General features: G+C 69.0%; 27 protein-coding genes. 8 read left to right on the forward strand and 19 right to left on the reverse strand.

Translation table 11 applies throughout. The features are described 5' to 3' along the window. Positions 1-204: 204 nt before the first annotated feature. On the reverse strand, positions 205-1,584 hold the full coding sequence (locus IEY84_RS13465) for an NAD(P)/FAD-dependent oxidoreductase (RefSeq protein WP_229788653.1): 1,380 nt from the start codon (positions 1,582-1,584) through the stop codon (positions 205-207). 132 nt (positions 1,585-1,716) lie between these two features. Here IEY84_RS13465 and IEY84_RS13470 point away from each other — a divergent pair, with 132 nt between their 5' ends. The 3 genes from IEY84_RS13470 to IEY84_RS13480 all read left to right on the forward strand — a co-directional run bounded on the left by IEY84_RS13470 (position 1,717) and on the right by IEY84_RS13480 (position 4,616). After that, positions 1,717-2,187 (forward strand): Lrp/AsnC family transcriptional regulator, encoded by a 471-nt coding sequence (locus IEY84_RS13470; RefSeq protein WP_183546365.1) that lies wholly within the window; start codon positions 1,717-1,719, stop codon positions 2,185-2,187. Further along, positions 2,184-3,575, forward strand: coding sequence for an NAD(P)/FAD-dependent oxidoreductase (locus tag IEY84_RS13475; protein ID WP_229788655.1), 1,392 nt, complete (start codon positions 2,184-2,186; stop codon positions 3,573-3,575). Before IEY84_RS13470 ends, IEY84_RS13475 begins: the two co-directional genes overlap by 4 nt. Positions 3,576-3,740: 165 nt before the next feature. After that, the gene (locus IEY84_RS13480; protein WP_183546367.1) at positions 3,741-4,616 is read left to right on the forward strand and encodes a serine protein kinase RIO; all 876 of its coding nucleotides are present in this window, start codon (positions 3,741-3,743) and stop codon (positions 4,614-4,616) included. Positions 4,617-4,676: 60 nt separating this feature from the next. Here IEY84_RS13480 and IEY84_RS13485 read toward each other — a convergent pair whose 3' ends face one another. Continuing rightward, positions 4,677-5,270, reverse strand: a complete 594-nt coding sequence (locus IEY84_RS13485) for a TetR/AcrR family transcriptional regulator (RefSeq protein ID WP_183546369.1) — start codon at positions 5,268-5,270, stop codon at positions 4,677-4,679. Between the two features lie 72 nt (positions 5,271-5,342). Here IEY84_RS13485 and IEY84_RS13490 point away from each other — a divergent pair, with 72 nt between their 5' ends. Together IEY84_RS13490 and IEY84_RS13495 are read left to right on the forward strand one after the other, a co-directional pair. Then, a complete protein-coding gene (locus IEY84_RS13490) occupies positions 5,343-6,221 on the forward strand; it encodes an oxidoreductase (RefSeq protein WP_183546371.1) in 879 nt (292 codons plus the stop codon). Positions 6,222-6,239: 18 nt separating this feature from the next. Next, positions 6,240-7,376: an LOG family protein gene (locus IEY84_RS13495; protein WP_183546373.1), complete on the forward strand. Its 1,137-nt coding sequence runs from the start codon at positions 6,240-6,242 to the stop codon at positions 7,374-7,376. On the opposite strand, the gene IEY84_RS13500 is transcribed toward IEY84_RS13495, so the two are convergent. Beyond that, positions 7,354-8,514, reverse strand: coding sequence for a glycosyltransferase family 4 protein (locus IEY84_RS13500; protein ID WP_183546375.1), 1,161 nt, complete (start codon positions 8,512-8,514; stop codon positions 7,354-7,356). The two genes, IEY84_RS13495 and IEY84_RS13500, sit on opposite strands and share 23 nt — an antisense overlap. A 169-nt stretch (positions 8,515-8,683) precedes the next feature. Here IEY84_RS13500 and IEY84_RS13505 point away from each other — a divergent pair, with 169 nt between their 5' ends. Then, a complete protein-coding gene (locus IEY84_RS13505) occupies positions 8,684-9,118 on the forward strand; it encodes a hypothetical protein (protein ID WP_183546377.1) in 435 nt (144 codons plus the stop codon). Between the two features lie 5 nt (positions 9,119-9,123). Here the strand turns inward: IEY84_RS13505 and rlmN are convergent, their stop codons facing one another. The 7 genes from rlmN to rpsB form a co-directional block, all read right to left on the reverse strand. After that, entirely contained in the window at positions 9,124-10,248 is a 1,125-nt protein-coding gene (gene rlmN, locus IEY84_RS13510; protein ID WP_183547090.1) for a dual-specificity RNA methyltransferase RlmN, read from the reverse strand. A 121-nt stretch (positions 10,249-10,369) separates the two neighbouring features. Continuing rightward, a complete protein-coding gene (locus IEY84_RS13515; RefSeq protein WP_183546379.1) occupies positions 10,370-10,768 on the reverse strand; it encodes a hypothetical protein in 399 nt (132 codons plus the stop codon). Between the two features lie 145 nt (positions 10,769-10,913). Further along, a complete protein-coding gene (locus IEY84_RS13520; protein WP_183546381.1) occupies positions 10,914-11,822 on the reverse strand; it encodes a phosphatidate cytidylyltransferase in 909 nt (302 codons plus the stop codon). A gap of 167 nt (positions 11,823-11,989) precedes the next feature. Then, positions 11,990-12,544: a ribosome recycling factor gene (frr, locus tag IEY84_RS13525; protein ID WP_229788707.1), complete on the reverse strand. Its 555-nt coding sequence runs from the start codon at positions 12,542-12,544 to the stop codon at positions 11,990-11,992. A 63-nt stretch (positions 12,545-12,607) separates the two neighbouring features. Continuing rightward, on the reverse strand, positions 12,608-13,321 hold the full coding sequence (gene pyrH / locus IEY84_RS13530) for a UMP kinase (RefSeq protein WP_183546385.1): 714 nt from the start codon (positions 13,319-13,321) through the stop codon (positions 12,608-12,610). Between the two features lie 164 nt (positions 13,322-13,485). Continuing rightward, the gene (gene tsf / locus IEY84_RS13535; protein WP_183546387.1) at positions 13,486-14,295 is read right to left on the reverse strand and encodes a translation elongation factor Ts; all 810 of its coding nucleotides are present in this window, start codon (positions 14,293-14,295) and stop codon (positions 13,486-13,488) included. A gap of 49 nt (positions 14,296-14,344) precedes the next feature. Further along, positions 14,345-15,292: a 30S ribosomal protein S2 gene (gene rpsB / locus IEY84_RS13540; RefSeq protein ID WP_183546389.1), complete on the reverse strand. Its 948-nt coding sequence runs from the start codon at positions 15,290-15,292 to the stop codon at positions 14,345-14,347. A 422-nt stretch (positions 15,293-15,714) separates the two neighbouring features. Between rpsB and IEY84_RS13545 the strand changes: the two genes are divergently transcribed. Continuing rightward, positions 15,715-16,338, forward strand: a complete 624-nt coding sequence (locus tag IEY84_RS13545) for a peptidoglycan DD-metalloendopeptidase family protein (RefSeq protein ID WP_183546391.1) — start codon at positions 15,715-15,717, stop codon at positions 16,336-16,338. On the opposite strand, the gene IEY84_RS13550 is transcribed toward IEY84_RS13545, so the two are convergent. The 9 genes from IEY84_RS13550 to rplS all read right to left on the reverse strand — a co-directional run bounded on the left by IEY84_RS13550 (position 16,257) and on the right by rplS (position 23,572). Further along, on the reverse strand, positions 16,257-16,862 hold the full coding sequence (locus tag IEY84_RS13550; RefSeq protein ID WP_183546393.1) for a hypothetical protein: 606 nt from the start codon (positions 16,860-16,862) through the stop codon (positions 16,257-16,259). The genes IEY84_RS13545 and IEY84_RS13550 overlap by 82 nt on opposite strands. Positions 16,863-16,981: 119 nt before the next feature. Further along, a complete protein-coding gene (locus tag IEY84_RS13555) occupies positions 16,982-17,944 on the reverse strand; it encodes a tyrosine recombinase XerC (RefSeq protein ID WP_183546395.1) in 963 nt (320 codons plus the stop codon). A 29-nt stretch (positions 17,945-17,973) separates the two neighbouring features. After that, entirely contained in the window at positions 17,974-19,146 is a 1,173-nt protein-coding gene (gene dprA, locus IEY84_RS13560; protein ID WP_183546397.1) for a DNA-processing protein DprA, read from the reverse strand. Further along, a complete protein-coding gene (locus tag IEY84_RS13565) occupies positions 19,143-20,726 on the reverse strand; it encodes a YifB family Mg chelatase-like AAA ATPase (protein ID WP_183546399.1) in 1,584 nt (527 codons plus the stop codon). The genes dprA and IEY84_RS13565 overlap by 4 nt, the downstream gene beginning before the upstream one ends. Further along, positions 20,726-21,091, reverse strand: coding sequence for a YraN family protein (locus tag IEY84_RS13570; protein ID WP_183546401.1), 366 nt, complete (start codon positions 21,089-21,091; stop codon positions 20,726-20,728). The genes IEY84_RS13565 and IEY84_RS13570 overlap by 1 nt, the downstream gene beginning before the upstream one ends. A 128-nt stretch (positions 21,092-21,219) precedes the next feature. Further along, a complete protein-coding gene (locus tag IEY84_RS13575; RefSeq protein WP_179657015.1) occupies positions 21,220-21,528 on the reverse strand; it encodes a DUF2469 domain-containing protein in 309 nt (102 codons plus the stop codon). Positions 21,529-21,555: 27 nt separating this feature from the next. Next, positions 21,556-22,248, reverse strand: coding sequence for a ribonuclease HII (gene rnhB / locus IEY84_RS13580; RefSeq protein ID WP_229788656.1), 693 nt, complete (start codon positions 22,246-22,248; stop codon positions 21,556-21,558). Beyond that, positions 22,245-23,147 (reverse strand): signal peptidase I, encoded by a 903-nt coding sequence (gene lepB, locus IEY84_RS13585; RefSeq protein ID WP_183546403.1) that lies wholly within the window; start codon positions 23,145-23,147, stop codon positions 22,245-22,247. Before lepB ends, rnhB begins: the two co-directional genes overlap by 4 nt. A 74-nt stretch (positions 23,148-23,221) precedes the next feature. Continuing rightward, positions 23,222-23,572, reverse strand: coding sequence for a 50S ribosomal protein L19 (rplS, locus tag IEY84_RS13590; RefSeq protein ID WP_183546405.1), 351 nt, complete (start codon positions 23,570-23,572; stop codon positions 23,222-23,224). 323 nt (positions 23,573-23,895) lie between these two features. Here rplS and IEY84_RS13595 point away from each other — a divergent pair, with 323 nt between their 5' ends. Further along, entirely contained in the window at positions 23,896-25,107 is a 1,212-nt protein-coding gene (locus tag IEY84_RS13595; RefSeq protein WP_183546407.1) for a Fic family protein, read from the forward strand. Positions 25,108-25,277: the final 170 nt, after the last annotated feature.

The following is a 25,277-nucleotide window of genomic DNA, read 5'->3' on the forward strand; positions in this document are numbered from 1 at the left end:
CTATGAAGCTCTCAACCGAGAGCAACAACCCGTATAGCGGCGGCAGAGAACCTGGGGCGCTTCAGGATCGCCGAAGGCGACCGGCGAAGCCGGCGGCCAAAGGCCGTCCTTGACTCCGGGACACGGCGAGAACACCATCCAAACAGGGTCGGCGGCCCCAACCCAACAAAGACGCCCAACCCCAAGAGCCTGCCCCAACCCCATTCAGGAGTCGAACCCGAGCCCCAGCCGATCCATCGTCCGCAGGAAGAGATCCCGCCGACCACCATTGACATCCGCCTTACCCAGCGACCGGACCATCATCTGGATCCCGGCATAGCGCGCCGGCTCCGGCGGGAACGGCAACGGCTTGGAGCGCACCATCTCCAGCGACGTACGCTCCGTCTCCTCACCGCTGAGCAGGTCGAGCATCACCTGGGCGCCGAAGCGGGTGGCCCCGACGCCGAGACCGGTGTAGCCGAGGGCGTAGGCCACGCGGCCGGCGTAGGCCTTCCCGAAGAAGGCGGAGAAGCGGGTGCAGGTGTCGATCACGCCGGCCCAGCGGTGCGTGAAGCGCAGGCCAGCCAGCTGCGGGAAGGTCTCGAAGAAGTGACCGGCGAGGCGGTCGTGCGTCGCCCCGGTCTCCAGCTCCGGTGAGATCTTCGAGCCGAAGTGGTAGATCGCGTCGTACCCGCCCCAGAGGATCCGGTTGTCCCTGGTCAGGCGGTAGTAGTGGAAATGGTTGGCGGAGTCGCTGACGCCCTGCCGGTTCGTCCAGCCGATCGAGGCGAGCTGCTCGGCTGTGAGCGGCTCGGTCATGAGTACGTAGTCGTATACCGGCACCGTCATCATCCGCAGCCGCCGCAGCAGCGGCGGGAAGGCGTTGGTGGCCAAGGCGACTCGACCAGCGCGCACCGACCCCATGATCGTCGACACCTTCATTCCGGCCCCGTCGCGGGCGAGGCCGGTCGCCGCGGAACCCTCGTGGATCACCACACCCGCGTCCAGACAGGCCTGCCGCAGTCCCCACGCCAGTCGCGCCGGTTCGACCGTCGCCGTGTCGCCGAGCACCTCCAGACCACCGAGATAGGTCGGCGAGCGAAGCTCCTTCCGCACACCGGTCTCGTCCAGCAGCCGGTGCTTGATGCCGTGCTCGGACAACGCTGCCGACCATTCGGCGAGGTCGTCGACCTCGTGCGGGCGGGTGGCGACGTTGAGGGCGCCAGTCATCTGCCAGTCACAGTCGATGCGGTGCTCCTCGATGGTGGCGGCCATCTCGGCGAGGTTCTCCTCACCGAGGCGGTCCAGCGTCGCGAGCTCGTCTGGCCAGCGCTCCAGCCCATTCCAGAAACCGTGCGTCAAAGACGCCTCGGCGAAGCCGCCGTTGCGCCCCGAGGCCTGGTCACCGCACTGCCCGGCCTCGAGGACCATCACCGACCACGACGGAAACCGCGTCCTGGCCAGCAGCGCCGTCCACAGCCCCGAGTAGCCGCCGCCGACGACCACCAGGTCGGCTTCGGCCATTCCGACCAGTGGCGGCGACGGCGCAGGCTTCCCGGGGTCGTCCAGCCAATAGACGGCTGGCTTGGCATCGGTCAGCGACACATGGCTCACCTTGCCAACTATGGCAAGTCTGCACGCCCGAAACCACCCATTAGATACGGAATCATGTAAATAGTTCGCCACACACGACGGATTTCGTTGCAAGGGACCAGTAGCAAAAGGTTGACTGGCCCCATGACTCGCAAGCACAACGGGGGCGCTCACCTCGATGAGGTCAACAAGCTGATCATCGAGCAGCTGCAGCAGGACGGCCGGCGCAGCTATGCCGCGATCGGCAAGGAGGTCGGCCTGAGCGAGGCGGCGGTCCGACAGCGCGTACAGCGCCTCGTCGACAGCGGCGTCATGCAGGTCGTCGCGGTCACCGATCCGCTCGAGCTCGGCTTCGCACGGCAGGCGATGATCGGCGTACGCACCTCCGGGCCGGTCGAGGGGATCGCCGACGAGCTCGGCAAGCTCGACGAGGTCGACTACATCGTCATCACCGCCGGCTCCTACGACCTGCTCGTCGAGGTCGTCGCCGAGAGCGACGAGGCCCTCCTCAACCTCATCTCCAGCAAGATCCGCGCGATCGACGGCGTGGTGAGCACCGAGACCTTCATGTACCTCCACCTGCACAAGCAAACCTACGCCTGGGGAGTCAGGTGAGCGAGCCGGTGAGCGGGTACGCCGACATCAGCCTGTGGCACGAGACCGCGGGCGACTCCTGGGAGCCGCGACCGGCGCTGATGGGCGACCTCGAGGTGGACGTCGCGATCGTCGGCGCCGGCTACACCGGACTGTGGACCGCCTACTACCTGACCGAGGCCCGGCCCGAGCTGAGGATCGCGATCCTCGAGGCCGAAGTCGCCGGGTTCGGGGCATCAGGCCGCAACGGTGGCTGGTGCTCGGCCCTCTTTCCCGCTTCGCTCGACAAGGTCGCGGCGGGCTCGAGCCGGGAGGCAGCGCTCGCCCAGGATCGCGCCATGCGCGCCACCGTCGACGAGGTGATCCGCGTCGCCGAGGAGGAGGGCATCGAGGCTGACATCACCAAGGGCGGCACGATCACCCTGGCCCGTACGCAGGCACAGCTCGAGCGCGCGGGGGCCGAGGTCGAGCACGCCAGGTCCTGGGGTCTCGGCGAGGCCGAGCTCGCCCTCCTCGACCGGACCGGCGCCGAGCAGCGCCTCGCCGCGACCGACACCCTGGGCGCGACCTACACCCCCGACTGCGCCGCGCTCCACCCGGCCAAGCTCGTCCGCGGCCTGGCCCGTGTCGTCGAGTCCCGCGGCGTCACGATCTATGAGCAGACTCCCGTCATCGCCATCGAACCACACCTGGTGAGGACGAAGCGCGACGTGGTCTCCGCCGACGTCGTCGTACGCGCCACCGAGGGCTACACCCCGACCCTGGCCGGCATGGAGCGCGAGGTCATCCCGGTGCGCTCCCTCATCATCGCCACCGAGCCGCTCTCCGACCTGGTCTGGTCGAGCATCGGCCTGGAGGAGCGCGAGACCTTCTCCGACGGCCGGCACCTGCTGATCTACGGTCAGCGCACCGCGGACGACCGGCTGGTCTTCGGCGGGCGCGGCGCTCCGTACTCCTTCGGGTCGAAGATCACCCACGCCGACGCCTCCGACCTGCGCACCCACCGTCGCCTGCTGACAACCTTGATCGAGATGTTCCCTGCCATACGCGGCCACCAGGTCACCCACCGATGGGGCGGCGTGCTCGGCATCCCGCGCGACTGGCACGCCTCGGTCGGCTACGACCCCAGCAGCGGGCTCGCCCACGCCGGCGGTTACGTCGGCGACGGCGTCGCGACCACCAACCTGGCCGGGCGTACGCTGCGCGACCTCATCCTCGGCACCCCCTCCGATCTCACCGCACTCCCCTGGGTCGGCCATGTCTCACCCCGCTGGGAACCGGAGCCCCTGCGCTGGCTCGGCGTCAACGCCGGGCTGCGCGCGATGACGGCAGCAGACGCGGAGGAGTCCGCGACCGGCAAGGCCTCCCTGGTCGCCCGCGCCGTCGCCCCGCTGGTCGGCGGCCACTGATCCCGACGGATAAACCGGTTGCACACGCCGGTCGCGGTCCGCCACCATGGACCGCGACCGGCGTACCTCGTCCTTGAGGCGCCCTTGATCGAGAGGAGCAGACCATGACTGTCGTTGTCCTGTGCCTGCCCACAGACCACATCTCTCGCATCAGGAGCACCCGTAGTGACTCAGGAGAATCTCTCCGCTGATCCCATCGGTGGGATCGACCCGAACTTCATCTTCGACTTCCAGGCGTACGACGACGACCTGGACGAAGGACAACGCTGGTCCACCTGGCTCTCGGTCGAGCCGCTCTCCCGTGGACCGGAGCCGCGCCCCGACTGGGTGGTGACCTCCCAGGGCGCCATCGACACCGAGCTCGGCATCCTCAAGACCGGCAAGGAGGCCGACGCCTTCCTGCTGGTCCGCGCCGACCCGCTGGAGCCGGAGCACGAGGCAGTGATGGTGGCCAAGCGCTATCGCGACGCCGACCATCGCACCTTCCACCGGGCCGCGACCTACACCGAGGGCCGCTCGGTCAAGCGCTCGCGTGACGAGCGCGCTCTGAAGAAGGGCTCGACCTTCGGCCGCGAGGTCGCCAAGGCCGAATGGGCCAATGCCGAGTGGAACGCGCTCGTACGCTGCTGGAACCTCGGTCTCCCGGTCCCCTATCCCGTGCAGATCGACGGGACCGAGATCCTGATGGAGTGGATCGCGGTCGACGGCGGCAACGGCGAGCTCGAGACGGCGCCACGGCTCGCCCAGACCCGACCTGAGCGGCACGTCTTGGAGATGTGGTGGGACGGGCTGGTCGACTCGCTGGCCACGATGGTGCAGGCGGGGATGGTCCACGGCGACCTCTCCCCCTACAACATCCTGGCCCAGGACGACCGGCTGGTGATCATCGACCTGCCCCAGATCATCGACCTGGTCGGCAACCCCCTCGGCTTCGACTTCCTGCTCCGCGACATCGCCAACGTGGCGAAGTGGTTCCAGGCCAAGGGCCTGGAGGTGGACGAGCAAGAGGTCTACGCCGACCTGATGGCGCACGCCTTCTGAGCCCGCGCTGTGCTGCCAGGAGTGCGCGATGGCGCACTCCTGGCAGCACAGCGCGGCGGTTCAGCGCGCCAGGCCGCGCATCAGGGTGGCGACGACGTCGCGCAGCATCCGCTGTGACTGCTCGGGCGTCACGAAGCCGGAGCCGACGAAGGTGGCCAGGCCCTGGAGCGCGGCGAGGACGGTGACCCCGATGACTTCCGGGTCACCGTCGACGACCTCACCGCGGGCCTGGCCTTCGGTGAGCAGCGCGGTGGGGTGAGCGAAGGCGGCGGCGACGGCCTCGGCGATCTCGGCGCCGGCGGTCTCGCTGTGCTTGCGCGCGAACATCACCGAGAGCAGCGCCGGGTTGTCGGTGGCGAACTCGAGGTAGGCCGAGGCGAAGGTCACCAGGTCGTCGGTCAGCGAGCCGCGGGTGGCCAACGCGGCATCCATCACCTCGCCCAGCCGCCGGAACCCCGCGACCGCGAGCGCGTCGAAGAGCGCGTTCTTGTCGCGGAAGTGGGCGCTCGGCGCGGCGTGGCTCACGCCCAGATCGCGGGCGATGGCGCGTAGCGAGAGCGCATCGGTGCCCGACTCACGCAGCACCTCCTCCGCACGGCGGAGCACCGCGGCGCGCAGGTCGCCGTGGTGGTAGCGGGGCATCGTCTCGGTCATCAGGGCACACCCTATCGAGATTTCACTGATATTGGCATTGTCAAGATTCTTGTCAGCGTCTAGATTGAATCCATGACCGAACAGAAGTGGACAACCGATCGGCTGCCGTCCTTCGAGGGCCGCACCGTGATCGTCACCGGCGCGACCAGCGGTCTGGGCCGCATCGTCGCCACCGAGCTCAGCGCGAAGGGTGCCCGTGTCGTCCTGGCCGTACGCAACACGGCCGCCGGCGAGGAGGTGGCCACTGCGATCGGAGGCAAGACGGAGGTGCGGTCGCTCGACCTCGCCGACCTCAGCTCGGTGCGACAGTTCGCCGACGCATGGGAGGGGAAGATCGACGTACTCATCAACAACGCCGGGATCATGATGGTGCCGAAGCGTCTCACGACCGACGGCTACGAGAGCCAGCTCGCCACCAACCACCTCGGGCACTTCGCGCTCACCAACCTGCTCCTGCCCCACATCACCGACCGCGTCGTCACGGTCGCCTCCTCGGCCCACCGCTGGGGCGGCTTCGACATCGACGACCTCAACTGGGAGCGGCGCGACTACCAGCCGGAGAAGGCCTACGGACAGTCGAAGATCTCCAACCTGCTCTTCACCCTCGAGCTGCAGCGACGTCTGGAGGGCACTGGGATCCGGGCGTACGCCGCCCACCCGGGCTACGCCGCCACGAACCTGCAGAGCCACACCGGCAACCGCCTCAAGCACGCCCTCATGACGCTCGGCAACCGGGTCGTCGCGCAGTCGGCCGAGGCAGGCGCCCTCCCGACTCTGTACGCGGCCGGCCAGGATCTTCCGGCGGGAAGCTATGTCGGACCCGACGGGCTCGGCGAGTACCGCGGCAGCCCGACGCTCGTCGGGCGCACCGCGATCGCCTCCGATCCCGACCTGGCCCGCAAGCTGTGGGCGGAGTCCGAGGCGATGACCGGGGTCTCCTGGCCACTGTGAGTCGGTAGGTTTCTCGGTATGAAGCATCACCGGGGACGGCATGTCGACATCGAGTCGGTCGAGGAGCTCGACGGGCATCTGGCGGCAGGAGCGGGGAGCCTGCGCGGGTGGCGATTGCGATCGGTCGACCTCACCTCGCGCTCCACCGCGTTGCGGGACGCCGAGCTCGCGGGGGCGACGTTCCTGGGGTGCAGGTTCGCCTCCGGCGACAAGGACTACGCCGAGGACGAGGGCGCACTGGTGATGCCGGTGATCCCCGAGACACCCGTGGACACCTACCGCTCCAGGCTCTACACCGCCGAGGAGCTCTACGACGATCCCGTCTATGCGCGGAGCCTTGACGCCAGGGCGTACGCCTGGCTGCAGCAACCGCTCGACGCCGACGACGAGCTCGCGATCACTCTCCACGACCACGCGATCGACGCCGCGCTCGAGGCGTGGGTGCGGGCCCGACGCGACGAGGGAACCAGGATCGTCGGGATGATGGGCGGGCACGCGCTGCAGCGGGGCGAGGCGGACTATGCGACCGCTGCCCTTCTGGCCCAGCAGCTCGCGAACCACCATGTGATCGCCACCGGCGGGGGTCCGGGTGCGATGGAGGCGGCCAACCTGGGGGCCTTCCTCGCCGGCGCACCGAAGACGACGCTGGAGGACGCGCTCGAGAAGCTGGCCGCGGTGCCGTCGTTCCGGCCCTCGATCCGGGCCTGGGCACAGGTGGCCCTCGGCGTACGCGACGAGGTCGAGGGCAGGCCCGGGAGGTCGCTGGGGATCCCGACCTGGCACTACGGGCACGAGCCGCCCAACGTGTTCGCCGGCGCGATCGCGAAGTACTTCCGCAACGCCACCCGCGAGGCGGTGCTGCTGGAGGTCTGCGACGGCGGCATCGTCTTCCTCCCGGGCGCGGGCGGAACCGTGCAGGAGATCTTCCAGGACGCCTGCGAGAACTACTACGCCGACGCGAGCGCGATCGCGCCGATGGTGCTCGTCGGACGGCGCTACTGGACCGAGACGCTGCCGGTCTGGCCCTTGCTGCAGGCGCTCGCGCGTGGGCGTGCGATGGAGCCGTACGTCCACCTAGTCGACACCGCCGAGGAGGTGCTCGACGTCATCAAGCCAGAGATCAGGCCAGAGATCAGGCCAGCGAGCGCGCCCTGATGACGTCTCGGTAGTGGTCCACCAGGGCCGCGTTCACCGAGCCCCAGGACTTGTGCGCGACGCTCTTGCGGGCCTCGCGTCCCATCCGTAGCCGTAGCTGCGGGTCGTTGTGGAGGAGCGCGACGTGCGAACCGAGATCGTCTCGGCTGCCCGGATCGTAGAAGAACCCGGTGACGCCGTCGGCGACCAGGTCCAGCGGCCCACCCGAACGCGGCGCGACCACGGGGATGCCGGAGGCCAGCGCTTCCTGGACCGCCTGGCAGAACGTCTCGTGGGAGCCGGTGTGCACGAAGATGTCGAGGGAGGCGTATGCAGCCCCGAGTTCCTCCCCCTGCAGCACCCCCAGGAAGGTGGCGTCGGGCAGCAGCTGTCGCAGCTCGCGCTCCTGCGGGCCACCGCCGACGAGCACGACCTTGTACACCGGGTTGCGGGCGAGCGCGGCGAGCAGGTGCAGCTCCTTCTCCTGAGCCAGGCGACCGACGTACCCGACGATCGTCTCCCCGTTCGGTGCGAGCTCCGCACGCAGGTCGTGATCGACGCGGCTGGGGTGGAACAGCTCGACGTCGACGCCTCGGGGCCACAGGCCTGTGCGCTGTACGCCGAGGCCCTCGAGCTGGGTGAGCGCCGACGAGCTCGGTGCCAGGGTGCGGTCGGCGGCCGAGTGCGCCTGTCGGGTGAGCATGGCGGCCGCCTGCGGACCCCCGACCGCCCGGTACTTGTCCCAGAAGCCCACCAGGTCGGTCTGGTAGATCGCCACGCTCGGGATGCCTAGCTCCTTGGCGACCAGCACCGCCTGCCGACCGAGCAGGGCAGGTGAGGCCACGTGGATGACGTCGGGGCTGAACCGGCGCATCACCGCGCGCAGCTTGCGTCGGGTCTCGAGCCCGACGCGGAAGTCCTTGTAGACCCAGAACGTGGCGCCGCGGGTCCGGGTCACCGGGAACCCGGCATACTCCGCCGGTCCGGTGGGAGCCACCACCTCGACGGTGTGGCCGTCGAGTGCGAGATGCTCCAGCACGCGGCGTACGGAGTTCGTCACGCCGTTGACCTGGGGCAGGAACGACTCCGTGACGATGAGGACGCGGAGCGGCTCTGAGTTGGCGGCGACCAGCGGGACCCGATCGAGGCTGATGCTCATGTTTCTGATCGTGAGCGCCCTCCGGCAACGTGGTCCCCGACTTGGTTGACGGATCGGTGAACCTCCTGTGGCCAGAACTCCGTGCCGGGCGACAGGTAGGCCGAACGGATAGGAGCCAGCGGCTGCAGATGGGTTGCCGCAAGCCCGTTCGGTTTGCCACGATCGCGGCATGACCACCGATGAGGAGCACATCCGGCCCGAAGGCGTCGACGACCTCACCGTCGAGGCGCTCGGCTCCATCAGCGAGGCACTCGAAGCGATCGAGATCGCCCGCGGTCATCTGTACGCACTGCATCGCATCACCGGCACCGCCGACCTGACCCTCGGCAAGGGGGTCCAGCAGTTGCGCGAGGCCGGCCACGCCGAGCTGGCGGACAGGTTCGAGCGCGAGCTCGTCGGACGCAACGTGCTCTACGGCAGATGGACGTTCCAGATCGTCGAGGAGTACGACGACGGCTACTACGCCACGTTCAAGCGCCTCGAGAAGGAGGCTCGCGACACCCTCGTCGAGGGCAAACGACACCTCTACGAGTCGGAGATGAAGGAAGACCGCCGCACCCGAGGCCGACACGGCCACGAGCGCCGGCCCGCGTCAGGGGCCTGATCCGGTTACGACACCGACTGAGCGGCGAGCTGGCCGCAGGCGCCGTCGATCTCCCGGCCTCGGGTGTCGCGGACGGTGGTGGAGATGCCCTTGGCCTCGAGGCGGCGTACGAACTCGCGCTCGTCGGCCGGGTCGCTCGCGGTCCACTTCGATCCCGGGGTCGGGTTGAGCGGGATCAGGTTGACGTGGACCCAGCCCCAGTCGCCGTAGGAGTTGAGGACGTCGGCGAGCATGTCGGCGCGCCAGGCCTGGTCGTTGATGCCGCGCATCATCGCGTACTCGATGCTGACCCGGCGCTTCGTGACGCGGGCGTAGTTCCAGGCGGCGTCGACGGTCTCGGCGACCGAGAAGCGGGTGTTGATCGGGACCAGCTCGTTGCGCAGCTCGTCGTCAGGGGCGTGCAGGGAGAGGGCGAGGGTGACCGGGATGCCCTCCTCGGTGAGCTGCTTGATCCGGGGTACGAGGCCGACGGTGGAGACGGTGACATGGCGGGCGGAGAGGCCCAGGCCCTCGGGAGCCGGCGAGGTGAGTCTTCTGACTGCACCCATCAGTGCCTTGTAGTTGGCCATCGGCTCGCCCATGCCCATGAAGACCACGTTGGAGAGACGGCCGGGGCCGCCGGGGATCTCGCCGCTGGCCATCTGCCGGGCAGCGACGACGACCTGGTGGACGATCTCGGCGGTCGACATGTTGCGCTCGAGGCCGCCCTGGCCGGTGGCACAGAACGGGCAGGCCATGCCGCAGCCGGCCTGGGAGGAGATGCAGACCGTGGCGCGGTCGGTGTAGCGCATCAGCACCGACTCGACCAGGGCACCGTCGAAGAGCTTCCACAGTGTCTTGCGGGTGGTGCCCTTGTCGGCCTCCTGCTGACTGATCGGCGTCATCAGGTCGGGCAAGAAGGTCTTGACGAGCTCTTCGCGCTGGCTTGCCGGAAGGTCTGTCATCTGCTCGGGGTCGTCGACCAGCCGCTCGAAGTAGTGCACCGAGAGCTGCTTGGCCCGGAACCCCGGAAGCCCGGCTTCCTTCGCCGCCTCTTGGCGGCCTGCCAGGTCGAGGTCGGCCAGGTGGCGCGGAGGCTTTCCGCGTCCCTTCGGCGGCGCCATCACCAGCGGCAGGCGGCGCCCCTCCATCGCGGCAGCCTCGGCCTCGGGGCTGTGCGGGGCCGGTACGGTCACGGGGTCGGGCTCGGTCACCGCTCCATTGTCCCACCGGGGTGCTGCGTACGGCTAAACCTGGATCCGGGCGGCTCGGTCAGCCCGTCTTCAGCAGGATCCAGAACACCAGCGCACCGACTCCGACCACCACCAGCACGGTGAGGATGATCCCCAGCCAGATGAACTGGGCCAGCCGGCGGGTCTTGCGCGGGATGAGCAGGGCAAGCGGCACCAGCAGGGTCAGCGCCACCCATGGGAACAGCTGCTCGGCCCGCTCCGGGCCGGCCACCCAGGCCAGCAGAGCACCCCAGGTCCCGGGCACCAGGATCGCGTAGGCGAGGCCGATGTAGAACCCGACCAGGGCTGCCACGGTGGGATGCGAGTCGTGCAGCCACGCCCACACGCCACCCGACCCCGAGGGCTTCGCCTCCGGGTCGTGATCTGCCTCGACATCTGGATCTGAGTCCACGTCGAGGTCCGTGGGCCGCTGGGTCACGATTCAACCGTAGCGCCGAACACCGAGCGCCCTCGGTAAAGAATCGCGGGCGGACGTGGGTCGCGGGTGTGATACGACGACGCTCCCAGTGCTTCGCGGCGACACCACGGACCTGGTCGGCGCGCTCGTGACGTACGAGAAAGAGTTAGAAGACGGCGTAGTGGAGGATCAGCCAGACCGGGGCGACGGTCGCCAGCAGCGAGTCGAGGCGGTCCATGAGGCCGCCGTGACCGGGGACGATCTGGCTCATGTCCTTGACGCCGAGGTCGCGCTTGATGACCGACTCGACCAGGTCGCCGAGGACTGCCATCACACAGGCGACCACGCCCAGCGCGACGCCGATCCACCAGGCTCCGTCGAGCAGCCACACGACCAGGCCGACGCCCGTGGCAACGGTGAAGACCACCGAGCCGGCGAAGCCCTCCCACGACTTCTTCGGGGAGATCACCGGGGCCATCGGGTGTCTGCCGAAGAGGACGCCGGCGATGTAGCCGCCGATGTCGGACATGATCGTGAGTAGGACCCAGACGATGATGCCGCGTACGCCGTCGTCGGAGAGACCGCCCGAGGTCCAGTCGCCGCCCTCGCCGAGCATGAGCGCGACGAACGATCCCAGGAACGGCAGGTAGAACAGGGTGAGGACGGCCGCAGCGGACGTGCGTACGTAGCCGTCGACGCCGCGCCGCAGCACCCACAGCATGATCACCAGCGCGGTCACCGCGGTGGCCGTCACCAGCGCGTCGGAACCCAGGAAGTACGCGACCAGGACCATCACCGTGCCGCCGATCATCAACGGCTGCTCGGGGACGTCCATGTCCTTGGCCATCAACCCGCGGTGGAGCTCCCAGACCGCGGCCACCACACAGCCGACGACGATCAGCATGAAGACCGTCTTGACGAACATCAGGCTCAGCGCGATCGCAACCAGGAGGACGACGGCGGAGCCGATCGCCGCGGGCAGGTTGCGGCCGGCGCGGCCGTAGTCCTTCTTCGGCGGCTCGGGGGCTGCAGAAGGAGGAGGTGGCGGCGTCTGGGTCACGGGAAGCTCAGCCATTCGTCAGTCGGTGGTGGTGGGCCAGCAGTCTGGGCATCTGATCTCGGCGTGATCGTTCGCGTACGGGTAGATCTCGACCCGCTTCGCGGCTTCGCAGGCTCAGCCGCTGCGCTCGCTCGATCTTTTCGCGTTGTGACCCTGCTCGCTTCGCTCGCAGGGTCACAGGCTCAAACCTCGAGCAGCTCGGCTTCCTTGGACTTGAGCAGCTCGTCGATAGCGTCGGTGTGCTTCTTGGTGAGGCCGTCGAGGCGCTTCTCGGCACCGGTGACGTCGTCCTTGCTGGCCTCGCCGTCCTTCTCGAGCTTCTCCAGGTTCTGCTTGGCCTTCTGGCGGACCTGGCGCACCGAGACGCGGCCCTGCTCAGCCTTCTCCTTGGCGAGCTTGATGTATTCCTTGCGGCGCTCCTCGGTGAGCTCGGGGAAGACCGCGCGCAGGATCTTGCCGTCGTTGGACGGGTTGACACCGAGGTCGGAGTCGCGGATGGCCTTCTCGACGTTTGCCATCGCGCCGATGTCGAACGGAGCGATGTTGATGATCCGCGGCTCGGGGCTGGTGAACGAGGCGAGCTGCTGGATCGGCGTCGGGGTGCCGTAGTAGTCGACCAGGATCTTGCTGAACATCTGCGGGGTGGCCCGGCCGGCACGAATGGTGGCGAAGTCCTCACGCGTGGAGTCCACCGACTTCACCATCTTGCTGTCGGCCTCGTTGAGGATGTCGTTGATCACCGGATGCTCCTGTGCGCTCGTAAGGGTTATGGGTGTGGGTGGCGTGTGGGCTCGTGCCGCTCAGCCGGCGGTGACGAGCGTACCGATCTTCTCACCCTGGACGATCCGGAAGATCGCGCCCTCGTCCTCCGCGCCGTAGACCACGATCGGCATCTTGTTCTCCATGCAGAGGGCGAACGCGGTGGCGTCGGCGATCTTGAGCTGCTTCTGGAGCGCCTCGCCGAAGGTGAGCTCATCGTACTTCGTCGCCGTCGGGTCCTTCTTCGGGTCGGCGGTGTAGACCCCGTCGACGCCGTTCTTGGCCATCAGGACGACCTCGGCGTGGACCTCCAGAGCACGCTGGGCGGCGACGGTGTCCGTGGAGAAGAAGGGCATGCCGGAACCGGCGCCGAAGATCACGACGCGGCCCTTCTCCAGGTGACGCATGGCCTTGCGCGGGATGTAGGGCTCGGCGACCTGACCCATCGTGATCGCGGTCTGCACCCGGGTGTCGACGCCCTCCTTCTCGAGGAAGTCCTGCAGCGCGAGGCAGTTCATGACGGTGCCGAGCATGCCCATGTAGTCGGCGCGGGACCGGTCCATGCCGGCTTGCTGGAGCTCGGCGCCGCGGAAGAAGTTGCCGCCACCGACCACGATCGCGACCTGCACGCCGGAGGCGGCGACAGCGCCGATCTCCTTGGCGATCGATGCGACCACAACAGGGTCGACACCGACCTCGCCACCGCCGAAGTTCTCTCCGGACAGCTTGATCAGGATGCGCTGGTAGCGGGTCATGCCGTGGCCTTTCTTCGGGCGACGTCGTGCGGGGTCGTGCCCATGTCTGTGTACGAAAGAGCCGGTCCGATGATGACCAGACGGATCATCGGACCGGCTCCTTTCGTCGTACGTTGCTGCTCAACCTAACTGATCGCGCACTGTGTGCGCGGGCCAGGCTCTGGTCAGGCGCCGACGTCGAAGCGGGCGAACTGCTTCACCTGCGTGTTGGCGGCGTCGAGGACCTGCTTGACGGACTTCTTCGACTCGAAGACCGACTCCTGGTCGAGGAGGACGATCTCCTTGAAGAAGGCCTTGATCCGACCCTCGACGATCTTGGCGACGGCAGCCTCGGGCTTGCCCTCCTCGAGCGTCTTCTTCGTGAGGACGTCCTTCTCAGCCTCGACCACGTCGGCCGGGACCTCGTCGGAGGTGAGGTACTGCGCCTTGAGAGCGGCAGCCTGCTGAGCGGCCTGCTTCGCAGCCGCCTCGTCACCCTCGTAGGCGACCATGACGCCGAGGCTCGGCGGCAGGTCGGAGGCCTTCTTGTGCAGGTAGACCGTGGTCTCACCCTCGAAGTAGGCCACCTGGCCGAGCTCGATCTTCTCGCCGATGGTGCGGGCGAGCTCCTCGACGGTCTCACCGACGGTCTTGTCGCCGAGCGAGATGGCCTTGAGGGCCTCGAGGTCGTTCGTCTTGTTGGCGTCGGCAGCCTCGGCGATCTGCTGGGCAGCAGCGACGAAGCCCTCGTTCTTGGCGACGAAGTCGGTCTCCGAGAGGAGGCTGACCAGCGCGTTGCCGGAGGCGGCGACGAGGCCGGCCGAGGTGGTGCGCTCCGCGGCGCGGGCGGCGGCCTTGGCCGTGCCCTTGACGCGAAGGATCTCGACTGCCTTGTCGAAGTTGCCGTCAGCCTCGTCGAGCGCCTTCTTGCAGTCCATCATGCCGGCCTGGGTCAGCTCGCGGAGCTTCTTGACGTCGGCAGCGGTGTAAGCCATGCGTGTCTTCCTCTGACTTGTTAAGTGGCTCTTGGGTGGACGATGAGGCTCAGGCCTCGGCCGGGGCCTCGGGGGTCTCAGCCTTCTCGGCCTCGGGGGCCTCGGTCGACTCAGTCTCGGCGGGCGCCTCGGCGGCCTCGGTCTCGGCGGTCTCCGCGGCGGTGGCCTCGGCGACCTCAGCAGCCTCGGTCGGGGTCTCGACCCCGGCCTCGGCGGTCTCGGTGCCGGAGGTCGCCAGGAGCTCGCGCTCCCACTCGGCCAGGGGCTCCTCGGCGGTGGCGCTCTCGGTGCCCTCGGTCTTGCCACCGGAGCGGGCGATGAGGCCCTCGGCGACGGCGTCGGCGACCACGCGGGTCAGCAGGCCGACCGCGCGGATGGCGTCGTCGTTGCCCGGGATCGGGAAGTCGACCTCGTCGGGGTCGCAGTTCGTGTCCAGGATGCCGACGATCGGGATCCTGAGCTTGCGAGCCTCCTCGACAGCGAGGTGCTCCTTCTTGGTGTCGACGATCCAGACGGCGGACGGGGTGCGACCCATCTCGCGGATGCCGCCAAGGGTCTTCTCGAGCTTGTCGCGCTCCCGCTTCATCTGCAGGAGCTCCTTCTTCGTGCGGCCCGAGCCGGCGACGTCGTCGAAGTTGACCTCGTCGAGCTCCTTGAGGCGGTTGATCCGCTGGTGCACGGTCTGGAAGTTGGTGAGCATGCCGCCCAGCCAGCGCTGGTTGACGTAGGGCATCCCGACGCGCGTCGCCTGCTCGGCGATGGCCTCCTGGGCCTGCTTCTTGGTGCCCACGAACATGATCGTGCCGCCCTTGGCCACGGTCTCCTTGATGAAGGCGTAGCTGCGGTCGATGTAGGCCAGCGACTGCTGCAGGTCGATGATGTAGATGCCGTTGCGGTCCGTGAGGATGAACCGCTTCATCTTCGGGTTCCAGCGACGGGTCTGGTGTCCGAAGTGGACGCCGCTCTCGAGGAGCTGGCGCATGGTCACGACTGCCATGATGTTTTTTCTCCTAGGTGGTGGCTCACGTGTGCACCGCTGGTGGCTCGACCTTGCGTTTCTCGAGGTCGGGCGGGTGTTGGCGCGAGCCGGTCGGTTTTCAGTTTCGCGCCCATCGGTGGTGATGGGCCCTGACGCCTGCACGCGGTCCGACCTGAGCGTGCTGCTCGGGACTGAGGGCCGCGCCCGCGGGCGATCGGGGTCTCGGAGCGAGGCACCGTCGCGGTCTGCTGGCGTGCGAAGTCAGCCCACAGGGGGCTGCCGGTCCAAGACTAGCCGCCGACCGGCGTCTCGGGCCAATCCGCCGTGGCCGGCTCTGGTCCGGGCCGGTCAGTGTCCACAGGGGTATCTCGCGCCCGAGTTATCCACAGGGCGCGCGAAGCCCGTTGTGCAGGTCGTCGATCCGGGGTTGTCTGCTCGCCATGACCTCGTTTCACCTTTCCGACCGGGCCCGCGCCCTCGTCGCGGCCCTGTTCCTCGTCGTCCTCATCGCCCCGACAGGCCCAGCCCTCGGTTCACCACGTGCCGAGGTGGCGCCGTCCGGCGCCTCGTTGGGTGGGGCAGAGGGTCACGGCGGGGGTCCGAGCCCGGTCGGTCCGTCTGATGAGGTCCCCCGGGGCGAATGGCCGTTGGCGCCACAACCGGAGATAGTGCGGCGCTTCGACCCTCCAGATGCTCCGTGGGGTGCCGGCCACCGCGGTGTGGACCTGGTCGGATCGCCGGGCGGGGTGGTTCGCGCCGCGATGGCTGGGAAGGTCGCCTTCGTCGGGGTCATCGCCGGCAGGCCGGTGGTGAGCGTCGACCACGATTCCTCGCGGACGACCTACGAGCCGGTCGTGGCCACGGTGGCGGTCGGTGATCCGGTGGCGGCCGGCGCCCCGCTGGGTCGGCTCGGTGTCGCCGGTTCTCACTGCTTCCCGGCCGCCTGTCTGCACTGGGGCTGGATCCGCAACGCCGACGACGTCTATCTCGACCCGCTGCTGCTCGTCGATGCACCGCGTCCGGTCCGGCTCCTCCCCCTCTGGCGGGGAGACCCGGTCCGGTAGGCGCGTTCTCTGAACCACGTGCGTCCCCAGGGTTTGTAGACCGAGAGCACGACCGCGACCGTCAGGACGGTCAGCGAGACCGCCGGGGGAAACCGCAGAGTGCTCACGTCTCCGGTCAGCTCACCGGTCGCGACCATTGCTTCGCCGATGGACCGCACCTCTGCCATGCCTGGCATCAGCAGGAAGACGATCAGCGCGACCAGCAGCACGTTGGCGACCAGCTTCACCGCGACCCACCAGAACCGCACCAGTCCCCACTTCGTACCCCAACCGAGCACCAGCCCGGTCACCAGCACGATCACCCCAGCGGCGAGCATCGGCCCCGCGAGATACGTGCCGATCACCTGCAGCGCCAGCCCGCGATCGGCGGCGTCTCCCGATCCTGTGGCGACCGCGGCCAGGATGCCGACCACCACATCGATGCCGATCCACGCTCCCACTCCGAGGAGGTGGAGCACGAGCACTCCTTTGCGTACGCCAGGACGCAGCCGCGCCGGCTTGCCGTTCGTCGACCTCTTGGACATGTCCTCACCCTCGCCGAGGCGCGGGGTCCTGGCGTCCGCGCGAGGGCGTGGGCTGCGTACGTGATCTGGCGTAGGCCCCAGCGACACATTCGGCCCGCCGCTTCCACCGATTCGACGGGTCAGGCGCGGGGGTGGGCCTGACGGTAGGCCTTGCGGAGCCGATCGCTGCTGACGTGGGTGTAGATCTGGGTGGTGGCCAAGCTGGCGTGGCCGAGGAGCTCCTGGACCGAGCGGAGGTCGGCGCCACCCTCGAGAAGGTGGGTGGCCGTGCTGTGGCGGAGTCCGTGGGGACCGAGGTCGGGGGCGCCGGGGACGTCGGCAAGGCGTCGGTGGACGAGGGTGCGTACCGCGCGCTGGTCGAGGCGGCCGCCGCGGGCACCGAGGAACAGCGCGGGGCCGGAAGAATCGGTCAGCAGCTGTGGGCGACCGCGGACGACCCATCGATCGAGCGCCCGCACCGCGGGGCCACCGAAGGGCACCATCCGCTCCTTGCGGCCCTTGCCGAGCACCCGCACGACCCGTCGTTCGTAGTCGACGTCGTCCAGGTCGAGGCCGACGAGCTCGCCTACCCGGGCGCCGGTCGCGTAGAGCATCTCCAGCACGGCGATGTCGCGTATCCCGACTGCGGTGCCGTCCTCGGCGGCTGCGATGGCGGCAGTGATGAGGGATTCGACCTCGTCGGGGCGGAGTACGGCCGGGAGCGTGCGATGGGCCTTCGGCGAACCGAGGGCGGCACCGGCGTCGACCTGCGCCCGGCCGGTGCGCACGAGCCAGGCGCAGAAGACCCGGGCCGCGGTGGCCCGCCGCGCCAGGGTCGTCCGTGAGCGGCCGGTGGTCTGCTGCTTGGCCAGCCAGCTGCGCAGCGTGCGCAGGTCGATCGCCTCTGGACTGGCGCGGCCCATCCTCTCGGCATGGTCGAGCAGGCTGCGCACGTCGCCCAGATATGCCCTGACCGTGTGGTCGGAGAGACCGCGCTCGGCGCTGAGGTGTCGCTCGTAGTCCCCCAGCAGAGCGGCGTAGACCTCGGGAAGATCCGCTTCCGCGGCTCCACCCTCCTGGTCGACCTCCGGATCAGCGCTCACCCGAGCCAGAGTAGATGTTGCACCGGGTCTCAGGTGCGAGCCGCGCCCGGCGCCAGCTGCCAGCCCTCGGGGAAGCGTTCGGCGAGGCCGAGCGCCTCGAGTCGGGTCAACGCGGTGCCTGCGGTCTTCGGATGCAGACACGCCGACCTGGCGATGTCGAGCTGGGACGAGGGTCTGGTCACCGGGACCGCGTCGAGCACCTGCTTCTCGATGGAGGTGAGCGAGTCGCGGCGGCGTACGGGGCCTCGCGGCTCGGTGGTGAGTGCCTCGCCGGAGTCTCCGACGAGCTCGCGTACGTCGAGACCGTCGGTCACCAGGACACCCTTGCCAGTCCGCACGAGGTCGTGAGTCCCGACAGAGGTCACCGCCCCCACCTGGCCCGGCACCGCCATCACAGGTGTGTTGATGCTGTAGGCCCAGTGGGAGGTGTTGAGTGACCCGCTGCGCGCGGCCGCCTCGACGACCACGGTGCCCCGGGCGAGAGCGGCGATGATCCGGTTGCGGGAGAGGAATCGGTAACGGGTCACCGGGAACCCGGGCGCGATCTCCGAGATCACCGCTCCGCTCTCGGCGATGGCGTCGATGAGGCGCCGGTTGCGCAACGGATAGGGCACGTCCACACCGCCCGCGAGCACCGCGACGGTGCTCCCAGGCGGGCCGGTGAGGGCGCCGCGGTGCGCGGCGGCATCGATGCCGACCGCCGCCCCTGAGACGGTCACGAAGTCGTTGACCGCAAGGTCTGCGGCGATCCGCGCCGCGGCGTCGGCACCATAGGCTGTCGCCTCGCGGGACCCGACGATGGCGACCGATCGGTCGAGATCGCTGAGCAGGAGCGGGCCCCGCACCCACAGCCCGAGAGGGGTGCCGGTGCGGTGTTGAAGAGGCTCCTGCCCGGCGAGCCGCTCGACCTGGGCGGGCCACTCCTCGTCGCCGGGGATGACGTAGCGGAACCCGGCGTTGGTCGCCCGCTCCAGGTCGCGGTCAGGGTGGATCTGGGCCAGTCGCGCTCTCGCTTCGAGTCCGTCCTCGCCGAGGTCGGGGTCCTCCTCGGCGAAGCGTCGGTACACCTCGGTCGCGGTGGCTCCGACCATGCAGCTGTCGAGCAACGGGGTGCCGGGCTCGACCAGCTGCGTCAGCGCGATCCGGGACAGGCGCTCGCGCTCGAGGTCGGTGAAGGTCGGAGCGACAGACGCCGCGGTCATGCCGACCTCCCCTCGTAGGTCGCGACCGTGAGCGAACCGCCGCTGCGCAGCGCGAGCGCCGTCTCGGTCTCGGCGACTCCCGGCCAGTCGATGCCGGCCAAGTCGGCCACCGTCCAGGCGAGGCGATGCACCCGCACCGCGCCGCGACGGGTCAGGGCGCCCGAGAAGATGCGTGAGTCGATCAGCGCTTCGGCCGACGGCGGCAACGGCCAGTTGTCGCGCAGCGCGATCCCGCTGGCCTGACCGTTGAGCCGCCACCCGAAGTCGGCGTAACGCTCGCGCTGGCGACGCCGGGCCTCCGCGACGCGTTCGCGGATGTCCGCGCTGGCCTCCGAGCCCCAGGGGTCATGGTTCTGCTCCGACATCGGTCGCAGCGTGCGGCTGATGTCGATGCGGTCGGTGATCGGGCCGGAGACCTTGCGCGCATAGGCCTGTCGCTCGTTGGACCGGCAGATGCAGCCGTCCTTGGTGATCGAGGCGTCGTAGTTGCCACACGGGCACGGGTTGGCGGCGAGGACGACCAGGGCACGCGCGGGAAGGGTCACCGACTCCTCACCGCGGGAGACGGTGATGTCGCCGCTCTCCAGCGGCTCGCGCAGGCATTCGATGACGTCGCTCTTGAACAACGGGAACTCGTCGAGGAAGAGGACGCCAGCGTGGGAGAGCGAGACCTGCCCCGGACGGACCCGGCCGCTGCCGCCACCGACGATGCCAGGTTTGGAGGCGTCATGATGCGGAGCCGCGAACGGAGGCCGCGTCAGGAGCCCCCGGTCCACATCGAGCACCCCGGCCAGCGACTGCACCGCCATCACCTCGAGCGACTCCTCCCGAGACAGGTCGGGCAGGATCGTCGGGATCCGCTCGGCGATCGAGGTCTTGCCGCAGCCCTTCGGTCCTTTGAGCAGCAGGTGATGTCCACCGGCGGCCGCGACCTCGACCGCATAACGGGTCTCCGGCATCCCGCGAAGGTCGGACATGTCGATGTCGTCGAGCCTGCGGTCGCCTCGCCAGCCGAGCAGGCTGCCGCCGGTGCCGGTCGCGACCGGTGGCGCATCGGGCACCGGCTCTCCCCGCAGCTCTGCGACCACCTGACCGAGGGAGCGGAAACCCAGGACCTCCATGCCGGGGACCATCGTCGCCTCGGCGACCTGTGGCTCCGGCACGACGACTCGCGCGATCCCGGCGTGCGAGGCGGCGAGCACCATCGGAAGCACCCCCGAGGTCGGTCGCAGCCCACCGTCGAGCGCCAGCTCGCCGATGAAGACCGTACGTTCGAGACCGATCGTCTCGATCTCACCGCTGGCCGCGAGGATCGCCAGCGCCATCGCGAGGTCGTAGTGCGAGCCGCCCTTGGGAAGGTCGGCCGGCGAGAGCAGCACCGTGATCCGCTTCGTCGCCGGCCACTCGAGCTCGGAGTTGATGATCGCCATCCGCACCCGGTCGCGACCCTCGGCCAGCACGCTGTCGGCACGGCCGACCAGGGTGACCCCCACCAGACCGGGCGAGACATCTGCCTGCACATCGACCAGATGGCCGACCGCGCCGCGAAGCGCGACGCCATGGGCTCGTGCGTATCCCATCACAGCCCCCTGACGTGCTCGACCAGCGCCGAGCCTCGAGGGGCGTGCATGACCGCGACGAGATCTATCCGGATCCCGGGGGCTTGCACATCGTGCTGCTGCAGCCAGGCCATCCCCAACCGCTTCAGGCGGTCGAGCTTGGTCTTGTCCACTGCCTCGTGCGGTGTCCCGCACCCGTCATGGCTGCGGGTCTTCACCTCGCAGACGACGAGCGTGTCCTCCTCGCGGAGGACCAGGTCGATCTCTCCCTCGGCGCACCGCCAGTTGCGATCGAGCACGATCATGCCCGCCTCGACCAGATATCTCTCGGCGACCGATTCGCCGTAGCTTCCCAGCGCGATCCGCGCCGGTGCCGTTGAACTCATCATGGACCTCCTGCCATTCGGCTTCGAGGTCCACACTCATCGGGAGGACCGACAATTCGAGCCGGTTCCAGGACGCCTGGGGATAACCCAGGATCGAGATCGCCCTGTGGACGGCAACTGGCCCGAGGTCAGTCCAGCGGCTCGTCGATGTCGGTCGGGTTGAGCGTCTCCACGTTCACGTCCTTGAAGGTGAGCACCTTGACCGCCTTCGCGAACCGGGCCGGCCGATACATGTCCCACACCCAGACGTCGTTCATCGACACCTCGAAGTAGACGTCCCCCGAGTCCGTACGCGCCCGCACGTCGACCTGGTTGCACAGATAGAAGCGGCGGTCGGTCTCGACGACGTACTTGAAGATGCCGACCACGTCGCGGTACTCGCGGTAGAGGGTCAGCTCCATCTCGGTCTCGTACTTCTCGAGATCCTCCGCGCTCATGCCGCCGCTCGCTCGCGCTCGCTCATGTCACGACTCTAGAGCCAGTTCCCGCGTAGAACCGGGAAGACTCCACGAGCGCCGGTGGTACGCCGAGGGTCCGAGGCGCTCGAGCGCGGCGATGTGAGCAGGCGCCGAATAGCCCTTGTTGTCGGCCCACGCGTAGTCGGGATACTCCTCGTGCAGCGCCACCATCAGCGCGTCGCGCGAGGTCTTCGCCAGGATCGAGGCTGCGGCGACGGCGGCACACTTCATGTCGGCCTTGATCATCGTCGTCACCGGCGGCACCTCGACCTCCTCCACCATCGCGGAGACCTCGCCGAAGAGGCCCTCCTGCACCGGTGGGGTCAGATAGTTGTGGTTGCCGTCGAGCAGCAGCGCGTCGGGACGTACGTCCAGGGCACCCAACGCTCGCTGTCCGGCCAGCCGCATCGCGGCCATGATCCCGACCTCGTCGATCTCGGAGGCCAGCGCGTGCCCGACCGCGGAGTCGACCGCCCAGCGGCGCACCTTCGGCGCGAGCATCTCGCGGGCCTCGGGCGTGAGCAGCTTGGAGTCGCGTACGCCCTGGGGTGCCGTGCGGGTCGCCGCGGAGATCACCACGATCCCGATCGAGACCGGCCCGCAGAGCGCTCCACGCCCCACCTCGTCGACGGCACCGAGATGGGTGATGCCATCGCGCAGCATGGACCGCTCGACTCGCAGGGTAGGCGCACTGCTCACTGTGCCGGCACGTCCTCGAAGCTCTCGGGGCGGTGGATCCACTTCGCCCGGTCCAGCGGCCAGCCCAGCGCGACGACCTTGCCGACCACGTTCTCCTCCGGAACCCAGGGGATCATCGCGCAGTCGGTCTCGTTGGCGGTGCACATGTGCACGGTCGAGTCGGCGGAGTTGGCCCGGTTGTCGCCCATCACGAACAGCGACCCCTCGGGCACCGGACCGACCTCCCAGTGGCGGGTGCCGGGCATCGGCCCGAAGCACTCGCCCTCCTTGTTGGGGCGGCCGCACTTGGTCTGGGACGGCCGAGCGTACGGCTCCTCGATCGGAACCCCGTTGACGATCAGCCGACCCTGCTTGTCGCAGCACTCGATGACGTCGCCGGGAACGCCGATCACGCGCTTCACCAAGTGGCCGCCCTCGGGGTAGAGACCGATCACGGCGAGACCCTTGCCGAGCAGGTTGTCGGGGCCGGCCGACTCCTCGACGCCGAGCCAGGAGCCGGGGTCGGAGAAGACCACGACGTCACCGCGCTGAGGCGTGCCCGAGAGCCAATAGGACGGCTTCTCGACAAGCACCCGGTCGTCGGTCGCCACCGACGGACCACCCTGCAGCCCCGGCTCCATCGACTCGGAGGGGATGTAGAAGGCCTGGACGAACAGTGCCTTCACGATGATCGCGACCAGCACGGCCAGCACGACCAGGACGATGCCTTCCTGCCAGGCGGACAGGCGCGGCTTGGACTCCTCCTCACGGCGCGGACCGTTACCGGGGCCCGGCGGCTCGGAGGCCCAGCGAGGAGCCTGGGGCGAAGACGAGAACGACCGCGATCCCCCTGTCTCGGGCCCGTCCCAGCGGGCCTGGGGCCCGACGCCGACGGAAGGATCGCGGTCGTTCGAAGTCACGCGGTGAGTCTAGAGACTCCCTCCATAACGAGCCTCATCGACTCGCAATGCTCAGGAACCTCAGACATCCCGACTCACGCCTCGCGGCGCTCCTTGATCTTCGCCTTCTTGCCACGCAGGTTGCGCAGGTAGTAGAGCTTCGCGCGACGGACGTCACCACGGGTGACGACCTCGATCTGCTCGAAGATCGGCGAGTGCAGCGGGAAGGTGCGCTCGACACCCACGCCGAAGGAGACCTTGCGGACGGTGAAGGTGCGGCCGATGCCGGACCCGTGGACGCGGATCACGACGCCCTGGAAGACCTGGACGCGGGACCGGTTGCCCTCGACGACCTTGACGTGCACCTTGACGGTGTCACCGGCGCGGAACTCCGGCAGGTCGTCGCGCTTGGCGGCGTTGCCGACCTCAGCAAGTACGTTGCTCATCTTTTCTCCTCACGCTCGCCACAGGCCGATCGCGGTCATCAATGCCCTGGTCAGGGCGATCTTTGGCGGTGGTCCAGCCGCACTGGCCGGCGGCGCACGGCTCCCCCTGTGGCAGGAACCCAGCGCGACACCTCCGGGTGCCTTCTTCGGAGCGTGCTTTCGGCCGACTGGACCGGCCCACAAGTCTGCCACAGCGCCGTGGACCGCCGAGAATCGAGGCGAGGGAGTAACCGCGCGCAGTGCGGAGACGACCGAGCGAGCCAGTAACCGGGCAGAGCGCGAAGACGTACGCAGCGCCTCGGCGCCCGTGCGAGGATGCCCCCGTGACCGACACCGACTGGGCGCCGCACACCTACGTGACGCGACCCTACCGGCAAAGGATCCCGCGCGGACCGCGGGCGGACCGGATGCTCCGCGAGGTGACGGTCGCGCTGCCTCCGCACATCGCCGAGCTCGATCTGGCGCTGGAGCGGCCGGTGGCGGCGATGACGACGGCCAGCGCAGGCGCGCTCCGCCACCTCGACCTCGTCCACGGGCGGACGATGGCCGGCCTCAACCATCTCCAGCTGCGCACCGAGGCGATCGACTCCTCCAAGATCGAACACGTCGAGGCCAGTCTGGCCGACTACGGACGAGCCCTGCTGGGGATCGGAGCCAACGCCTCGGCGGTCTCGATGGCCTCCGCGACCCAGGCGATGGAGCGACTGATCCGGGAGGCCGACACCACCCGCAAGATCACCTCCGACGCGATCTTGCGCGCTCACGGCGACCTGTTCGGCCGCCACCCCGACGAGGCGGCCGGAGCGGGCCGGTTCCGCACCGTTCAGAACTGGGTCGGCGGCTCCGACTACGCGCCCCGGGACACCCTCCACGTGCCGCCCCCGCCCGAGACGGTCGTCGACTACATCGAGGACCTGGTCGCGTTCGCGAACCGCGACGATCTCGCTCCCATCGCGCAGGCGGCGATCGTGCATGCCCAGTTCGAGTCGATCCATCCCTTCATCGACGGCAACGGCCGCATCGGCCGTGCTCTCATCCACGCGGTGCTGCGCCGGCGCCGTGCCTCACGCCACCTCGCCGTGCCGATCGCCTCGGCACTCGTCGCCCATCGCGACCGCTACTTCGCCGCGCTCAACGGCTACCGGGCAGGCACCGCGTCCACGATCATCGCCATGCTCGCCGCCTCGACGACCATCGCCACGACCGAGTCGTGGAAGACCGCCGAGGCCCTGGAGCGGATCCGGCGCGGCTGGGGCGAGGCGGCCGGCGACCCACGGCCGGGGTCTGCTGCGTACCGTCTTCTCGATCTGCTCACCGAAGAACCGATCCTCAACGCCGATCTCGTCGTGGAGCGACTCGGGCTCGAGCACGCCCAGGAGACGATCGACCGGCTGGAGCAGGCCAGGATCCTCTCCCCCATCAAGCGCACCCGCCGCTCCCCTGTATGGGTCGCGCCCGCGGTGCTGGCCGAGGTGGAGGACCTCAGCGCGCGCATCCAGCACCAGGCGAGGCAGCTGCCCTACGGGCCCCGCTGAGCGGGGGATGTTCACCGAGGTAACTCGGTGAACGGCCAGCCCTGTTCACTGAGGTAACTCGGTGAAGCAAGTGAGCACTCAGCGAGGCACCCTTCGACAGGCTCGGGCCGTCGCCTCGGCGAACATCCCGCCCGTACGCCGCGAGGCCCGCCCCGGCGAACCGGAGCGGG

This window comes from Nocardioides albus (genome assembly GCF_014648255.1).
In the GTDB taxonomy this organism is placed as follows: Bacteria; Actinomycetota; Actinomycetes; order Propionibacteriales; family Nocardioidaceae; genus Nocardioides; species Nocardioides albus.

What these genes read in the sequence shown, in the direction of transcription:
- IEY84_RS13520 (WP_183546381.1), bottom strand. Translation starts at nt 11,822, where the DNA reads ATGGCTGAGCTTCCCGTGACCCAGACGCCGCCACCTCCTCCTTCTGCA.
- IEY84_RS13550 (WP_183546393.1), bottom strand. Translation starts at nt 16,862, where the DNA reads ATGTCCAAGAGGTCGACGAACGGCAAGCCGGCGCGGCTGCGTCCTGGC.
- IEY84_RS13500 (WP_183546375.1), bottom strand. Translation starts at nt 8,514, where the DNA reads ATGAGCATCAGCCTCGATCGGGTCCCGCTGGTCGCCGCCAACTCAGAG.
- dprA (WP_183546397.1), bottom strand. Translation starts at nt 19,146, where the DNA reads ATGACCGCGGCGTCTGTCGCTCCGACCTTCACCGACCTCGAGCGCGAG.
- IEY84_RS13470 (WP_183546365.1), top strand. Translation starts at nt 1,717, where the DNA reads ATGACTCGCAAGCACAACGGGGGCGCTCACCTCGATGAGGTCAACAAG.
- rlmN (WP_183547090.1), bottom strand. Translation starts at nt 10,248, where the DNA reads ATGGAGGGGCGCCGCCTGCCGCTGGTGATGGCGCCGCCGAAGGGACGC.
- rplS (WP_183546405.1), bottom strand. Translation starts at nt 23,572, where the DNA reads ATGAGCAACGTACTTGCTGAGGTCGGCAACGCCGCCAAGCGCGACGAC.
- tsf (WP_183546387.1), bottom strand. Translation starts at nt 14,295, where the DNA reads ATGGCTTACACCGCTGCCGACGTCAAGAAGCTCCGCGAGCTGACCCAG.
- IEY84_RS13485 (WP_183546369.1), bottom strand. Translation starts at nt 5,270, where the DNA reads ATGACCGAGACGATGCCCCGCTACCACCACGGCGACCTGCGCGCCGCG.
- rpsB (WP_183546389.1), bottom strand. Translation starts at nt 15,292, where the DNA reads ATGGCAGTCGTGACCATGCGCCAGCTCCTCGAGAGCGGCGTCCACTTC.
- IEY84_RS13495 (WP_183546373.1), top strand. Translation starts at nt 6,240, where the DNA reads ATGAAGCATCACCGGGGACGGCATGTCGACATCGAGTCGGTCGAGGAG.
- IEY84_RS13505 (WP_183546377.1), top strand. Translation starts at nt 8,684, where the DNA reads ATGACCACCGATGAGGAGCACATCCGGCCCGAAGGCGTCGACGACCTC.
- IEY84_RS13545 (WP_183546391.1), top strand. Translation starts at nt 15,715, where the DNA reads ATGACCTCGTTTCACCTTTCCGACCGGGCCCGCGCCCTCGTCGCGGCC.
- IEY84_RS13565 (WP_183546399.1), bottom strand. Translation starts at nt 20,726, where the DNA reads ATGGGATACGCACGAGCCCATGGCGTCGCGCTTCGCGGCGCGGTCGGC.
- pyrH (WP_183546385.1), bottom strand. Translation starts at nt 13,321, where the DNA reads ATGACCCGCTACCAGCGCATCCTGATCAAGCTGTCCGGAGAGAACTTC.
- IEY84_RS13490 (WP_183546371.1), top strand. Translation starts at nt 5,343, where the DNA reads ATGACCGAACAGAAGTGGACAACCGATCGGCTGCCGTCCTTCGAGGGC.
- IEY84_RS13570 (WP_183546401.1), bottom strand. Translation starts at nt 21,091, where the DNA reads ATGAGTTCAACGGCACCGGCGCGGATCGCGCTGGGAAGCTACGGCGAA.
- IEY84_RS13575 (WP_179657015.1), bottom strand. Translation starts at nt 21,528, where the DNA reads ATGAGCGCGGAGGATCTCGAGAAGTACGAGACCGAGATGGAGCTGACC.